We start from the raw sequence: 16,026 nt of genomic DNA, 5'->3' as shown, positions 1-16,026 counted from the left end.
AGAATGCGATGGCCAATCTTGATCCAAGCGGGCGAATCTTGTTTCTTTGCGCAGACCCGGCGAGGGTCGAACGGCAACTCGCGGGCGAAGACCTGACGCTCGACGAAGCAGGCGCGCTGCGCGACGACGTATCCACCGACGAAATCACGCCGATCAATGTGCTCACGCGTTTCGACGAGCGTCTCGGCCAATGTCCGTATGTTGGCTTTCATGCGGGTGGACGCAACCCGATTGGCATCGATGACGTGCGTTCGGGCGGATTTCAGGTCACCGTGGCGGGCACGCGTTACGGCAAGGGTTCATCGCGCGAGCATAGCCCGCTCGCCGAATATCACGCAGGGATTCGCCTCGTGATTGCGCGCAGCTTCGAGCGAATCTATCGGCAGAACGCGGACAATCTCGGGCTTTTCACGTCTTCGGACTTCGGATTGATCGAGCGCATCCGGCGCGGCGAGGCGATCGATATCGACGAACTCGTCGCGGATCGCGATCCGTTGGCGGCGGCGATCCTGAAGAGCGGCGGCTTGCTGCGCTATGGAAAGCTGCGCATGCAACGAGTGAGCGTCGGCGAACCATCGAACGACGATACGCCGCGCACGCTCGTCGAAAAGATTCTCGCGCGCCATGCCTTGACGACCGATGTGACGAGCGCGTCGCTGGAACCGGGCAACGGCATTTTCGTGCGCGCCGACTGGCGTTTCATCCACGAGTACTACACCGGCATGGCCGCGCACATGCTGCACGCGACGTTCGGACGCCCGCTCACGCTGCACGACTCGCAAAGCATGCTCGCGTTCGAGGATCATCTTTCGTATTCGCATCGCAGCGACCTGCATGTGCGTAACGGCCTGCTGCCGAACGTGCGCGAATTGTCCGAGGCACATCGCGCTTTCGCGCTCGATTACGATGTGCGCAATCACGGCTATCTGAACGAAGCGAACAGCGCTATCGACGAAGGCTCGGAAGGCATCTCGCACGCCATGATGGCCGAGCGGTACGCGTTGCCTGGACAGGTCGTCGTCGGAACGGATTCGCATACGCCGCATAGCGGCGCGCTGGGCTGCGTCGCGTTCGGCGTCGGCACGACGGACATGGCGAACGCGTTCGTCACCGGCGCGGTGCGCATGACCGTGCCGCAATCGTTGCGTATCGAACTGCATGGCCCGATTCCCCCGGGCGTGACGGCGAAGGACATCGTGCTTCACCTGCTTGCCGATGCGCGCATCCGCGCGGGCGCGGGTGTCGGCAAGGTGTTCGAATTCGCGGGCATGGCCATCGCGAGCCTGTCCACGGACGAGCGCACGACGCTCACCAACATGACCGCCGAACTCGGCGGCTTCACCGGCATCGTCGCACCCGACGATGAAACCGTGCGCTTCCTGAAGGAACGTCGCGGCATCGATTTCACGGTCGAGCCGTGGATGAAGAGCGATGAACGCGCCCGCTACGCCGATGTCATCGCGATCGATTGCGCGCGTCTCTCGCCGATGCTCGCCGCACCGGGCGATCCGGGCAACGGCGTCGCGCTTGCCGCACTCGATGACCGGCCATGCGTCGATATCGCTTACGGCGGTTCATGCACGGCGGGCAAGCGCGAGGACTTCGATCACTATCACGACGTGCTCGCGTGGGCGGCAAAGCGCGGCCTGCGTGTGCCCGATAATGTGAAGCTCTATTTGCAGTTCGGCACGCAGGACGTGCGCGACTATTGCGTCGCGCAAGGCTACGTCGATGCGTTCGAGCGCGTCGGCGCGATTCTGCTTCAGCCCTCGTGCGGCGCGTGCGCGAACTGCGGGCCGGGTTCATCGACACAGGCAACGCAAGTCACCATCAGCGCGATCAATCGAAATTTTCCGGGCCGGTCCGGGCCGGGGAAGGTGTGGCTCGCAAGCCCGCCGACGGTCGCGGCGAGCGCGCTTCTGGGCCGCATCGCATCGTTCGCGGAGTTGCAGCAGCGCTTCACGAAGTGAGCACGATCGAGCCGCCAACGATGCGGCATCAAAATACATACAGGAGACGACAATGGCCATCATGCAGGGCACCTCGGGTCTGCACGACGCCGCCGGGCACGCGCTATCGGATGCGCCCGCAATCGCGGACACAGCGGGCATCTCGGCGCGCATCGACCGGCTTCCCGCGACGCGCGCGGTGTGGAAGCTCGTCTTTCTCTTGAGCCTCGGCTTCTTTTTCGAGCTCTACGATCTGCTCTTCACCGGCTATATCGCGCCGGGTCTCGTGAAGAGCGGCATCCTGAGCGCGACTACCGCGGGCCTCTTCGGCACGACGGGCGTTGCGAGCTTCATAGCGGCGTTGTTCTGCGGGCTTTTCATCGGCACGATCGCTTGCGGCTTTCTAGCGGACCGCTATGGACGTCGCGCGATCTTCACGTATTCGCTGCTCTGGTACGTCGCCGCGAACACCGTGATGGCGTTTCAGGACACGGCGCTCTGGCTCAATTTCTGGCGCTTCGTGTCGGGGCTGGGCATCGGCGTGGAACTCGTGACCATCGGGACTTACCTGTCCGAGCTTGCGCCGAAGCATCTGCGCGGCAGGGCGTTCGCGGTGTGCCAGGCGGTCGGCTTTTCAGCCGTGCCGGTCGTCGCGTTTCTTTCGTATCTGCTCGTGCCGCACGAGCCGTTCGGCCTCGACGGGTGGCGCTGGGTCGCATTGGCCGGAGGCGTGAGCGCGCTCTTCGTGTGGTATTTCCGGCGCAATCTTCCGGAAAGCCCCCGCTGGCTTGCAAGCAAGGGAAGAATCGACGAAGCCGATAAAGTCCTGCGCCGCCTCGAAGACAACGTCTCGCTCCAGTTCGGAAAGCCCTTGCCCGAGCCGGGCCCGTCCGACCCGATCGCGAGGAAGGCAGGCTTCGCGGACATGTGGAAGCCGCCATATCGCAAGCGCACGCTGATGCTGATCGTCTTTCATATCTTCCAGACGGTCGGCTTCTACGGATTCGCGAACTGGGTACCGACCTTGCTCGTCAGGCAGGGCGTGACGGTTACATCGAGCCTGCTCTATACGACTGTGATCGGGCTCGCCGCGCCTATCGGACCCTTGCTCGGATACTGGATCGCCGATCGCTTCGAGCGCAAGCATGTGATCGTGTTCATGGCGGGCGTGAACATCGTCGCGGGCCTGCTGTTCAGTCAGGCATCAGCGGCGGTGATGATCGTCACGCTCGGCGTGTTGCTCACCCTCGCGGGAAATATCATCTCCTTTACCTATCACACGTATCAGCAGGAGCTCTATCCGACGACAATCCGCGCCCGCGCCGTCGGCTTCGTGTATTCGTGGAGCAGGCTATCGGCGGTGTTCAGTTCGTTCGTGATCGCGTTCGTGCTCAAGGAAGCGGGCGTGACCGGCGTGTTCGGCTTCATCGCGGGCGCGATGCTGCTCGTGATGCTGTCCATCGGATTGATGGGGCCGCGCACGCTCGGAAGATCGCTCGAAAGCATCTCGCACTGAGTGCGTCTCGCGTGCGTCAGGCGCCGCAGGCGTGAATTGGCAACTGCAGCTCGCCGAAGGTCACACTGGATTCGACGTCCATATGGCATGCGTAAAGCTAGACCATGGATGCGCCCGGCATCCTTGGCGGGCGGCGCTCGCCCGTCGCACCGGTTGCCAGTCACTGCCCCTTACGCTGATAACCGGCCTTCAACGCATCGACCACAAGCTCCACCGCTCGCTCGAAGTCGCTGGTCAATCCGGGAAAGCTCGTTTCGGGTCTGGATGCTCTCGCAAAGGCCCACGCGTTCAAGGCCACGATCGAACGCGTGGCTGACTGACGCCCGAATCATTAACCCAAATCTCCGTGCATTCGGGTTTGCCTATGCGCCGCAGCGTAGCCGGCCGCGACGCATCAGCAAGAACTTCGCGCTTGGCGAGGATCGACTCGGACCGCGCGGCTCACTCGACTTGAAACACCGCGACCGCCTGACGCAACGTTTCGGCCTGCTCGGCGAGCGATTGCGCGGCGGCTGACGCCTGTTCGACAAGCGCCGCGTTCTGCTGCGTGACCTCATCCATCTGCGCGACGGCTACGTTCACCTGATCGATGCCCATGCGCTGCTCGCCGGATGCCGCCGCCACCTCGCTCATGATGGCCGTCACACGACTCACGGACGCGACCAGCCCTTCGATCGTGCCGCCCGCATGCTCGACGAGCGCCGAGCCGTTCGACACGCGCGCGTTCGAATCGTCGATGAGCGTCTTGATCTCCTTGGCGGCCACGGCGCTGCGTTGCGCGAGTGCGCGCACTTCGCCGGCGACGACCGCGAAGCCGCGGCCCTGATCGCCCGCGCGCGCGGCCTCGACTGCCGCATTGAGCGCGAGGATATTGGTCTGAAACGCGATGCCTTCGATCACGCCGATGATGTCGGCCATGTGCGACGAAGCCTGCGCGATGCTCCGCATGGTCGCGACCACATTATTGACCGTGTCGCCGCCCTGAGTCGCGTCGCCGCAAGCTTTCGTCGCGGCGTGCGTGCCCTCGGCGGCGTTGTCGGCATTCTTCGCGACGGTGCTCGCGAGTTCTTCCATGCTCGCCGCCGTTTCCTCGAGCGATGCGGCCTGCGACTCCGTGCGCTTCGACAGATCGACGGTGCCTTGCGCGATCTCGCTGGCCGCTTCGGCGATCGCCACGCTCGATGACTGAATGCCGAGAACGATCGTGTTCAGACGCGCGCGCATCGTTTCGAGCGAGACCATCAGGCTGTCGGGGCTGCGGCCGTCGACGGCGATCCCATCGCGCAGATTGCCTTGCGCGATGCGCGCGGCGAGTGCCATCGCTTCGCCCGGTTCGCCGCCGAGCGCGCGCGTGAGACCGCGCGTGATGACGAGCGCGGCCACGATGCCGGTGAGCACGGCTGCCGCGCCGAGCGCGAGCATGATCGCCTTGGCGCGGGCGTAGGCGGCGTCGGCGTCGCGGTTGGCGACATCGTTCTGTTCATCCTGCAGCGCGATCATGTCCTTCGTGGTGCTCATCCAGTCGCGCTGCACGGGTCGCAACTCGTCGATCAGCACACGAATCGCGGCCTGTTGCTCGCGCGCTTCGGCAAGCGAGATCGCCTTTTCGATGATCGGCGCTGCGGCCGCTTCGTTCGCGCGCAGCTTGTCGAAAACGGCGCGCTCGCTTGCAGAGGTGTGGTCGCTTTCCCTGAAGCGCGTGCCGAGTGCGTCGTAGGCCTGCGCATAGCCTTGCGCCTGCGTGCGGATGCGTGCTTTCTCCGTCTCGACTGCGGCGGTATCTGTCAGGAGCGCGATGTTGCGCAGCGCGATCATCCGGTCGCTCACCGACAGGCTCAGCGCGTGTGCGAGCTTCGCTTCCGCATTGTTGACTTCGACGACTTCATCGAAGCGGGCCTGGATTTGCGACATGCTGACGAGACCGAAGGCGAGCACCGCGAACAACATCGACAGCACGATGCCGAAGCCCAGGCCCAGTTTGGTGACTACCTTCATGGTTGTGATTCTCCGTAGACAGATGCGAAAGGGTTTCCCCAATGGGAAAGCCGTTGCTTTCATGCTGTTTACGGACTGCCTTCGCTTTACTTTATGGTACTTTCGCGGCTTTTCGGCATGCCTTCCGCGGACGCGTTGGCTCACAAGCGACCCTTCGCCCTTCTACCGATGCGACCTCTCCTTCACCGCGTGAAGTGTCAGGACACTGTTGCCGGCGATACCTGTGACGCCCAGCGCGATCAAGGCTCCCGTCGGTCCAAGTATTGTCGCAAAGAGGCCCGCTAGCAGCGTTCCGAGCGGCCAGCATCCGATACCGACAGTGACCAGACCGAACACACGACTGCGCATGACGCCGGGCACGGACTCGATCACGATAGTCGTCTGGTGTATGTTGTAGGCGGCGCTACCAAAGCCGCCGATGAAGAGAATGACGAGCAATGAAGCCAGCGAGCATCGGAAAGAACTTGCGAACCCAGCGATCGCAATAGCCAGGAAAAACACACTCGATCCGGCTATCAACCAGACAAAGGAACGCCCTCGCAGGCGAGTGCCTCCGATGATCGCGCCCGCGACAAAAGATCCCGCAGGCTCCGCCGACGAAAGCACGCCGATCATCGTGGCCGACAAGTCGAACGTGTCCCTTCCGAGCGGTGTCAGTAGAACGTTATAGCTATAGCCGCATAAGTTCGTGATTGTCGTCACGATCAAGAGCGCCATGATCGTTTTACTGTCGAGCGCGTATTGCCACGCTTCCCTGAGGTCCTCGCGGAACCGCGTCAGGGAGAGGCGCCCGGATGGCGCATGCACGGTCGAAAGTCGAAAGATGCACGCCGCGGCGCAAAGCGACGCCGTCGCGGAGAGAAAATAGGATGTCGCGACGCCGAGTGCTCCGTATATCAGGCCTCCAAGCAGAGGCCCAATGCATCGCGTCGCGAAGTTGGTCATGCTGTCGATAGCGACCGCGCGAGAGGCCATCGCCGAACCTGCTGTCTCTGCGATCATGCGCCGACGCGCAGGCATCTCGGTGGCATAGACGACACCGCTCACGAGCGCGGCAGCGCAAAGGTGCCATGTCGACAGAACCCCGAGGAAAGACAAGATTCCTACTGTCGCCGACGAAGCGCTCGCCAGCAACAATCCGAGCAGCACTATTCTCTTGCGATCCATCGCATCGGCGACGACGCCCATGACCGCGCCGCTCAAAAGCAGCGGGAGACTTCGACACGCGGAGACCAGCGCGACTTCTACTGCCGAATTGGTCGCCTTGAAGGTGAACAGCGCCGCTGCAAGCATTTCCAGCCACATCATCGACGTTGAGACCGCTCCGGCCGTCCAGAGTGGTAAGAAACCTTTGGTGCGTATCACGCTTGTCGGGTGCATCGATTGCGTTACACCACATTCCTTCGCTGATGGAGAATGTTCATCTCAAGCGTTTTGATTGGAAGCGGTCAGGCAGCGGCCGCGCCTGTCGCGTTGGTCCGAGAGGTTCTGTTACGCGTTGTCGTGATCGCCAAACGGCGAGCGCCGCTGGGCTACGCAGCAGTGCATCGTACGATGATGCCGCCGGCGGAATCGAAATAGACGATGCCGCGCTGGCTTCGTCATGTCGATGGATCGCTCCTAACAAGGAAGCAGCCGTTCGCGAGCCTTTTCAATGCCAACATGACGAAGCGATCGGTCATCGTCACTTTCTTTTGAGCGCGGCGTCTCTGCGGGGCGACTCGGTACTGTTGCCCGACTCAGGTGAGACTTCCTGTTTCGACCGGTGTTGTGCAGGAGACTGTTCGGCCTCGCCGGAAGTTGGTTGACGCACTCCTTGGGCGGGATCACCGCCTGTGGCGGCGCCCGGTCCTGGCTGGTTGCCCAGCGAGCCACCACCGCTGGCTCCGCTGCCGGCATCGCCGAGCGGCTTATCGGTGCTGCCCGGTCCTTCCAGACGATCGCTGCTCATGACCATTCTCCTTCCTTTTTGGCCTCATTAATGCGCAATGGGCGTGCCACGGGCGGCGGCTGGGCTTGCCATGTCGACTGTGTCGCGAGAGCTGGCCCTCTAGGCAACAGAATCGATTGGCGTGCCGGCGCGCTGCGCGAGCCGTCGTGTCACGCGCGGAAAGAGCGTCTTCATGCGCCCGTAAGCCGTCCGAACAGCACAACGCGTTGCGGCTCATCGGAATCCTCTCCGATGAATAGCTCGGCGCGATACCCACATCTCAGTTCGTCGTCGTAAATTGGGGCTATCAGGCACCGGCTGATAACACCACGGCGTCATCCGCGTAACGCACCATGACCAGCCCTGCCTGGCGCATTTCCACGTCAAGCTCGTGCAGATACGGATTTGCCAACAGGGGGCTGACAACCGCCCCTTGTGGAATGCCGGAAGTCGGCGTCCAACGCGTCATGTCTTCCATGATGTCTTGCTTGAGAAAGTACAGGGGTAAGTGTGGAAACGAGTCCTTCCGCTCGACCTTACTCCGCAATGCCGCGAGCGCATTCTGTCGCGACTCGGTTGCCTCATGCGATAAAAACAACGGTTGCCACTCTTTCTTATTATCAAACGCTTTGATGGCGGCTACCACGAGTACTATTCGACCCTCGAGGGTTTTCGAATAGGGCCTCAAGTTCATATTCCTCGTGCCGTTATAGATCGAAGCGACAGCATCTCACCGCAAAACACGATCGTTCGAAACAATTCGACGGTCTTTGCGGCGGGACTGTATTTTCTTCGCTATGCACAGAGAAACCGATAACAAGGCTCGGTATGCCAGCGTCATCGAAGACCAATCGACAGTTGTTGAAGACTACGTGGCCTTTTTTGGCAGTCGTTGCCTCGCTGCTGGCTCTTGTCGCTACGAGCCTCTCGATTATGTCGTCCGTTCGCGCGTATATCGGTGGTGAGAGCACGTGGTCGAAAGGCCAGAAGGACGCAGTTTTATATCTCATCCGCTATGCGCAGACCGGCGATGAAGCTTCCTTTCGTCAGTATGAAAGCGCGATCGCCTACCCGCTTAATCTGAAGCGTGCCCGACTCGCGCTCGAAGGTGCCTATCCCGATCTCGGCTCGGCTCGAATGGCACTGCTCGAAAGCGGCGTCGACGCGGCTGACGTTAGCTCAGTCATCTGGGTCTTTCGGACCTTCCGCCGCGTCAGCTACTTCGAACACGCGGTGACATATTGGACACGCGGCGATGCGCTCGTTGATCAGCTCGTCTCGACCGCCCAAAAACTGCGCCTCGCCAAGCTCACTGGCGCGTCCGGCCAGGTCGAAGTGGAGCTTTTGACGGGCGAAATCTGGAACATCAATTCGGCGATTGCACCCATTTCGCGGGCATTCGCCGACGTGCTCGGCTCCGCATTCCGAAAAACAGCATTGTTACTGTTCGCCATCAACGTCGTGGTCGCGGCGCTCCTGGTCTCACTGTCCGTGTGGTACGCACGCCGCTTCATTACCGCGCGACTCGCCTCGGAGCACGCGTTGAGGCGAAGCGAGGCGCGCGCGAAAGCCACGCTGGGCTCGATCGGCGAGGCCGTCGTCTCCGTCGGGCCATCGGGCCTCGTTGAGTTCATTAACCCCGCCGCAGAGCGCCTCTTCTGTCGTGAAGCAGGCAGTTGCGTGAAGCACGAGTTGACTGCGCTTGTCTCCATCGCACGGGAATGGGACCGGCGGCCCGTTGACCCGATCGAACAGGCACTGCGCGGCACCGAGCCATGGGACCCGAGTACCGATCTCGTGCTGACTAACCGAGAAGGCACAGAGACCGTTGTGCAAGCGATCACGTCCGTCGTGCACGATACGTCCGACACGATCACGGGTGCCGTGCTGCTGTTGCGGAACATGACCCGTGAGCGCGAATACGTCTCGAATCTGTCGTGGCAGGCGTCGCACGATGGCTTGACGGGCTTGCTCAATCGTACCGAGTTCGAGCGACGTCTGTCCGCCTCGCTCGATGCGCAATCGGACGTCAAAAGCACACAGCGTCCCTGCATGCTGATGGTGCTCGACCTCGACCAGTTCAAGGTGGTAAATGACACGTACGGCCATGCGGCCGGCGACACGATGCTGCGCGAGGTGGCGGCACTCTTCAGGCAGTGTCTTCGCGAGGAGGATTCGGTCGCGCGCCTGGGCGGCGATGAGTTCGCCGCGCTCATGGCCGATTGTGACGAGCAAACTGCGACGGGCATTGCCGAGCGCCTACGACAGGAGGTCGCCGCGTTCCAGTGGTCGTGCGAAACACACACGTTGTCGACGAGCGTGAGCATCGGCTTGGTCGATTTGCGGGGGCTCGACATGGAAACGGCGATGCGCTTCGGCGATATCGCCTGCTATCTCGCCAAGGAGCGCGGGCGCGATCGCGTGCATCTGGCCGTGCGCGGCGACAAGGAACTCACTCGTCATGCGAGCGCCATGTCATGGTGCGGTCGCATCAAGGACGCGTTGGCGAACAATCGCTTCTGCCTCTACGCACAGGAGATCCGCGCGGTTCAGCGGGCGGACGGCATCGACGAGTCCGCGCAGCATCCGCGTCACGTAGAGGTGCTGCTGCGCATGGTCGGTGACGGCGGTAAGATCGTATCGCCCTTCTCCTTTCTACCCGCTGCCGAGCGGTACGGACTAATGTCCGCGATCGACCGCTGGGTTGTGCGCGCCGTGTTCACGACGCTCGCCAGGATAGGCAATCCCGAGGGCGTGCAATACGCGATCAATCTGTCGGGTGCCTCGATCGGCGACGAGCGCTTTCTCCAATTCCTGACCGAACAGTTCGAACTCAGCCCCATCGCCCCTGAGTCCATCTGCTTCGAAGTGACCGAAACCACCGCGATCGCCAATCTCGCAGCCGCCGCGCGTTTTATCCGCACGTTGAAGAAGCGCGGCTGCAAGTTTTCGCTCGATGACTTCGGCGCGGGCATGTCTTCGTTTGGCTATCTGAAGCACCTGCCGGTCGATTACATCAAGATCGACGGCGGATTCATCAAGGACATGCTCAAAGATGCCGTTAGCAAGGACATGGTGGCAGCGATCAACGACATCGGCCATTCGATGGGGCGTCTGACCATCGCGGAATACGTCGAGAACGAAGCGATCCTGCGCGCATTAAGCACGATGGGCGTGGATTTCGTTCAGGGGTTCCATGTGGGCCGACCGGCTCTTTGGGCGCAGAACGTTGAATTTCTTGCAATGACGTAGGAGGAGATGTTGGATCCCACTTTTCAGCGGGTTGGCGACTTGAAGGACATCGCCAGCTACCCAGCCTGGTTGGGCGACGTGCTGACCGAAACAAATCAGACCAAGCAGACCATCATCGGCCATCCCATCTTTGCCGCGATGCGCGAAGCAAGGCTGACGTCGCGGCAGGCCGAAGCATTTCTCGTCAACGGCTGGCCGGTTGTCGAGCAATTTCCGCAGTACATGGCGATGAATCTTCAGAAGCTGCGCTACGGGCATTCTCGCGGCGAGGATCTGGCGCGGCGCTATTTGACCCGCAACATCCGCGTCGAGCAAAACCACGCGGACTACTGGGTCGACTGGGCAGCCGCGCACGACGTCAATAAGCGCGCATTGATGAAAGGCGGCGGCCCTTCCCTCGCCTACGCACTTTCGCACTGGTGCTGGAAGAGCAGCAGCGGGGACCCGCTTGCCGCGAGCATCGCCGCAACCAACTTCGCAATCGAGGGCGTCACGGGCGAATGGTCGACGCTTGTTTGCAGCAGTGACACCTACGCGAACAGCTTCCCCACCTCGATGCGCCGCAAGGCCATGCGCTGGCTCAGTCTGCACGCGCACTATGACGACGCACATCCGTGGGAAGCGCTCGAGATCGTCGCGACACTGCTCGGCAACGCGCCCGGCGTTGACGAGGTACACGCGGTGAAGCGCAGCATCGAAATGAGCTACGAGTATTTCAAGGTAAGCCTCGACTGCTGTCTGTAGGTTTAGAGACTACCGGTTCACTTGCTTTCTTTTGTGCGTACTTCGCCTCGGGCCTGGTGGCTGAGGCGATGTGAACGCGCTCGCCTGTTACCGATTGAAATCTGAAACGAGAAGAGAAGAAATGATGCTGAAACACATTACATGCGCGGCCCTCGCAACAATGAGCATGGCGGGCGTGACGTGCGCGAACGCGCAGTCGGCGGGCGATATCCAGGTCAGTGCCGGCTGGATGCACTTCGCACCGCAGGATTCGAGTGGCCCCTTCAACGTCACCGCGCTCGGTCAGACGGTGACGAAACAAGGAGCAAGCGCGTCAGTAAGCGATGCAGATACATTCGGACTGACCCTTCAGTATTTCGTCACCGACCACATCGCGGTCGAAGCGGTGACGGGCGTACCGCCGAAGTTTCATCTCAACGGCGAAGGCACGCTCGGGCCGCTGGGCGAACTGGGTACGGCCCGCGAGTGGAGCCCGACGCTACTGCTCAAATACTATTTCCTCAGCGCGCAGAGCAAGTTCCGCCCTTATGTCGGCGCGGGCGCCTCGTATGTGTGGTTCTCGGACGTAAAGCTGAGCCAGCAAATGGCCAACGGTGCGTTCCTCTATTCGCCACAGACAGGCACGGCATTGACGGGGCCCACGAGCGTGCATATCAGCAACTCGTTCGCACCTGTTGTGAACGCTGGACTTTCGTACAACTTCACCAAACACTGGTCGGCGGCATTCTCCGTGTCGTACATGTGGCTGTCCGCACGCGCAACACTCACGACGAATTCTGCCGTGGGGCAAGTCAAGAGCGAATCCAAGCTGAAATTGGATCCGATCGTGACGTTTTTATCGGTCGGCTACACGTTCTGAGTCTTCCAATGCAGGCCTATGGGCTATGTCAGCAATGTAGGGGCGAATACTCCGGTACAAAGTGGTGCGGGCGGGAGTGACTCGTAGAGGCCCCTCGGAAACTCAGCATCGGTTGGGCAACAGTCGGTAAATGAGCGGTGCAAACGTCCGGACGAGCCGGCGCGGCTAAAGATCGCCTGCACGAAACCGTTAACGCAATGGAGCCGTTTCAGGATATCGGATGCCGTTGCATTCAGCCTTGTCGAATCCAGCCGGGCTTGATGCTTTAGAACGACGCATCAGGTCACAGTTCGAAGGTCTACCAAATGAGCCTTGGTTCCTCACCGCCCAATCGGAGACGCATCCTGCTCTCTTGGGGATGCGAGATTGCGAAGCGCATATTTCGGCGCGTCAGTTTTTCTTCGCGCCCCCCCGTTGCCGCGCTCACTTTCTTCACGCTGACGTTGTGTGGCCTGCCGACCTTCGCCCAAGAAAACGTGCTGCGGGTGCTCGCGTGGCCGGGTTATGCCGACAACGACGTCGTGAAGAAGTTCGAAAGTCGCTTCAACGCGCGCGTCCAAGTGACCTTCGTAGACTCGGACGAAGCTTTGTCGGACAAGATGCACACAGGCGGCAAGCCGCCGTTCGACGTGCTGGCTGCCAACACCGCGGAGATACACCGCTATACGTTGGAGAATCTGCTCTCTCCGCTCAATCTGGGAGAGCTTCCCAACACGCAACGTCAATTGCCGCGGTTTCGCGCGGTCTCGTCGATCGACGGACTCACCGCGAACGGCAAGATCTACGCGATCCCGTTCACGTATTCGTCGATGGGACTGATCTACGATCGCAAGCAGATTCCCATTGCGCCTCGCTCCATGAAGGAGCTCTGGAACCCACGCTATCAGGGCAAGGTGCTCGACTTTAACAGCGCGCAACACAACTTTTCGTTCGCGGCGCTGGCACTCGGCTACCCGCATCCGTTCCAGCTCACCGACGGACAGATGCGAGAGATCGCGCGAAAACTGGTCGACTTGCGCCGTAACCTGCTCACCTATTACACCGTGCCCGAGGAAGCCACGGCGTACTTCATCCAGCACAAGGCCGCGCTCATGTTCGGCAATTACGGTACCCAGCAACTCGCCTTGCTGCGCAAGGCCGGTGCGGATGTGGGTTATGTCATTCCCGAAGAGGGTGCGCTCGCCTGGCTCGATTGCTGGGCCATGACCCAATCGGCCACGAACCGGCCGCTCGCGCTAGCCTGGATCAACTACATGCTCGAACCCGACGTGAGCGCCCTGCTCACCCAGCGACAGGGCCTGGCGAACACGTTGATCCTTCCACCTGAACACAGCAGCGACAGCGCTCATCTCATCTGGATCCAGCCCGTGGAAAACATCGAGGAGCGCGAGTCGCTCTGGAGCCGGATCGTGTCGGGCGACCGGCCGGAGCGCTTTCGATGATGCGGCCAGGACTGATGGTGAAGTTGTCGTTGCTGCTTGCTTTGATTGGCGTGCTGGCGTCGGGCTCGACCGGCTACTACGCGTATCGCGCCAATCGCACAATGCTGGCCGGCGAGGCGGGGCGCAATCTTCTCACTGCGACGGAGCTGCTTGGCCAGCGCTTCTCGGTTTCCATCGACGACATGGCTGCCGACGTGCTCGTGCTCGCCACCATGCCGTCCTCGGCGCTCATCGCACAATCGGCGAACGACCTGAAAACGAAGGAGGACCGGGCGCGGCTTGCACAGGTCTTCTCGAGCTTCATGCTCCATCATCCTGGGTATCTTCAGGCACGGCTCATTGCGCGCGATCGTTTCGGGCTGGAAAGAATACGATTCGATCGCGACGGACACGGCATCGTCGAGGTCCGGGAAGGCAACCTGCAGGAAAAAGGCCAGTTCGCGTACGTCTTCGACACCTTGGCATTGGCGCCCGGACGCGTCTATATCGGCCCGATCACCATCAATCGCGAACACGGCGCGCACTACGCCGAAGGCAGGCCCATCCTGCGCCTCGCCGCGCCCATCGCCACGCCCGCAGGCGTCGTCGTAGGCGTGGTGGTGCTCGACGTGGATCTCGCGGTCCTGCTCAAACTGCTGCGGACCGACTTGCCCGCCGACTATGAGGTGTATCTCGCCAACGAATGGGGCGACTTCCTCGTTCATCCCGATTCTTCGCAGTCGTTCGGCTTCGACAAAGGGCGCCGCGTGTTCATGCAGGACAGCTTCGCCGCGACAAAGCCGCTCTTCGAGCGCACGGCAAACAGCGTGCTGATCAACGGACTCGCCAACCCAGAGCAGGCGCACGACGAGGTGCTCGCATTCGTGAGGCGGCCGTTCGGCGCGTCGGCGGGCAATCGCTTCATCGTGCTCGGGCTCGGCAAGCCGCTCTCGGACGTGCTGTCCGGCGCCAATTTGCTCGGCGATCAGATCGTGCGAATGATCCTATTTTCGAGCTTGGCAGCGCTCCTGCTCGCCATCCTGTTTGCGCGCGCGCTGACGAGGCCGCTGCAGATACTCACCCATGCGGCCACGCATTTCTTTGCCGACAACGCGACCGAAGCATTGCCGCTCAAACGCACCGATGAGATCGGCATGCTCGCGCGCTGTTTCGACCACATGCGGCGCGAAATCAAATCCCAGGTGGATGCGCTTCACGACAAGCAGCATCAACTCGCGCATCTGGCCAATCACGACGTGCTCACGGGCCTGCCCAACCGCATGCTGTTCATGCAAAAGCTCGACACGGCAGTGCATGACGCGACCGCAAACGGCGAGAGGCTCGCCGTGCTGTTCGTCGATCTGGACCGCTTCAAGCAGATCAACGACCAGTTCGGTCATTCATTCGGCGACACCGTGCTCGTGGCCGTGGCGGGCCGTCTGCAACAAGTGCTTTCGAAGGGACATACGGTGGCGAGACTGGGCGGCGACGAATTCGTCGTTTTGGTGGAAGGCGCGTATTCCTCCGATTCGGCGGCGGATCTCGCTGCGGACATTGTGCTAGCACTCGATAGCGACCTTCCCGTGAGCGGGAGAAAGGTGGTCGTGGGCGCAAGTGTCGGTATCAGCGAGTTTCCACAAGACGGCATCTCCGCGCGCGATCTACTTCTCAATGCAGACACCGCGATGTATGTCGCGAAGTCGAAAGGGCGCGGATTCTGGCAACGCTATGGTGACTTGTCCGGGGAGCAGCATGTCAAGACCGCATATGTGAACACGCTTACCAACGAGACCTAGTTCTCGGCAGTTCGACGCTGTGGAAACGCCCGCGTGAACATCCGGGCGCGAATTGAAGACCGAAACGTGTACGCGATGACTTCCGGGGGGGGCCTAATGTGCGTGCTTGGGGGGCCCCCGCGGCTACTCACCGAAGAGCCTTGCGCAGGTCCGCAGCGGGACCCGCAACTGCGTTCGAACGTTCGCGCCTCGGCCCGACTTCGCGCCGGTAAAACGGTCTCATCGGCGTTCGTCCGGGATCGACCGTGGTCAGCGGGAGTTCAATTGGCGGTCACTGAACCTCCCTGTGTAAATAGATCACACCGCACGTGCTGCCCCTGCGGTGTAGGCAAGTCTCGAAGAAGTCACGCATTCCCCTTCCCTGATGGACGCGCAGACTCGCACGGAGTCGACAGCGCACGGTCATGGCGATAAAAGCGCCTGCGATCAGTGGCAACATAGCGAACGCCGCGCTACATCTAGACGATTTTGGCCGATCGCCCGATCCATTAGTCAGTATGACTCCGCGAGGCAGGGGCTGGCCTGGCGCGCGGAATCAGACGCGGGTTAGCATCGCTGCCAGAG

General features: G+C 61.4%; 11 protein-coding genes. 7 read left to right on the top strand and 4 right to left on the bottom strand.

All coding sequences use genetic code 11. From position 1 onward, the window contains the following. The first annotated feature begins 8 nt into the window (after positions 1-8). Positions 9-1,970 carry an aconitase family protein gene (locus NCS58_RS22495; RefSeq protein WP_061121806.1) on the top strand — a complete coding sequence of 654 codons (1,962 nt, stop codon included), beginning with the start codon at positions 9-11 and terminating at the stop codon, positions 1,968-1,970. 52 nt (positions 1,971-2,022) lie between these two features. Continuing rightward, positions 2,023-3,465 carry an MFS transporter gene (locus NCS58_RS22490; RefSeq protein WP_061121805.1) on the top strand — a complete coding sequence of 481 codons (1,443 nt, stop codon included), beginning with the start codon at positions 2,023-2,025 and terminating at the stop codon, positions 3,463-3,465. Positions 3,466-3,906: 441 nt separating this feature from the next. On the opposite strand, the gene NCS58_RS22485 is transcribed toward NCS58_RS22490, so the two are convergent. From NCS58_RS22485 to NCS58_RS34375, 4 genes are all read right to left on the bottom strand, one after another. Further along, positions 3,907-5,460, bottom strand: a complete 1,554-nt coding sequence (locus NCS58_RS22485) for a methyl-accepting chemotaxis protein (protein ID WP_061121804.1) — start codon at positions 5,458-5,460, stop codon at positions 3,907-3,909. 162 nt (positions 5,461-5,622) lie between these two features. Next, complete coding sequence (locus NCS58_RS22480; protein ID WP_284502353.1) at positions 5,623-6,840, bottom strand: MFS transporter; 1,218 nt, start codon at positions 6,838-6,840, stop codon at positions 5,623-5,625. 304 nt (positions 6,841-7,144) lie between these two features. Then, positions 7,145-7,411 carry a hypothetical protein gene (locus tag NCS58_RS22475; protein WP_143756454.1) on the bottom strand — a complete coding sequence of 89 codons (267 nt, stop codon included), beginning with the start codon at positions 7,409-7,411 and terminating at the stop codon, positions 7,145-7,147. 286 nt (positions 7,412-7,697) lie between these two features. After that, positions 7,698-8,036 carry a reverse transcriptase domain-containing protein gene (locus NCS58_RS34375; RefSeq protein ID WP_250477656.1) on the bottom strand — a complete coding sequence of 113 codons (339 nt, stop codon included), beginning with the start codon at positions 8,034-8,036 and terminating at the stop codon, positions 7,698-7,700. A gap of 287 nt (positions 8,037-8,323) precedes the next feature. Between NCS58_RS34375 and NCS58_RS22465 the strand changes: the two genes are divergently transcribed. The 5 genes from NCS58_RS22465 to NCS58_RS22445 all read left to right on the top strand — a co-directional run bounded on the left by NCS58_RS22465 (position 8,324) and on the right by NCS58_RS22445 (position 15,462). After that, the gene (locus NCS58_RS22465; protein WP_061121801.1) at positions 8,324-10,642 is read left to right on the top strand and encodes an EAL domain-containing protein; all 2,319 of its coding nucleotides are present in this window, start codon (positions 8,324-8,326) and stop codon (positions 10,640-10,642) included. 6 nt (positions 10,643-10,648) lie between these two features. Further along, a complete protein-coding gene (locus NCS58_RS22460) occupies positions 10,649-11,386 on the top strand; it encodes a TenA family transcriptional regulator (RefSeq protein WP_061121800.1) in 738 nt (245 codons plus the stop codon). 127 nt (positions 11,387-11,513) lie between these two features. Beyond that, positions 11,514-12,245 (top strand): OmpW/AlkL family protein, encoded by a 732-nt coding sequence (locus NCS58_RS22455; RefSeq protein WP_409219301.1) that lies wholly within the window; start codon positions 11,514-11,516, stop codon positions 12,243-12,245. A gap of 305 nt (positions 12,246-12,550) precedes the next feature. Then, a complete protein-coding gene (locus tag NCS58_RS22450; protein ID WP_086961656.1) occupies positions 12,551-13,687 on the top strand; it encodes an extracellular solute-binding protein in 1,137 nt (378 codons plus the stop codon). Next, positions 13,684-15,462: a GGDEF domain-containing protein gene (locus NCS58_RS22445; RefSeq protein WP_250538883.1), complete on the top strand. Its 1,779-nt coding sequence runs from the start codon at positions 13,684-13,686 to the stop codon at positions 15,460-15,462. Before NCS58_RS22450 ends, NCS58_RS22445 begins: the two co-directional genes overlap by 4 nt. Positions 15,463-16,026: the final 564 nt, after the last annotated feature.

This window comes from Caballeronia sp. INML3B (assembly GCF_023631305.1).
GTDB classification, from domain to species: Bacteria; Pseudomonadota; Gammaproteobacteria; order Burkholderiales; family Burkholderiaceae; genus Caballeronia; species Caballeronia turbans.
The sequence above is the reverse complement of the archived record's forward strand: the minus strand, read 5'-3'. Positions and strand labels throughout refer to the sequence as shown.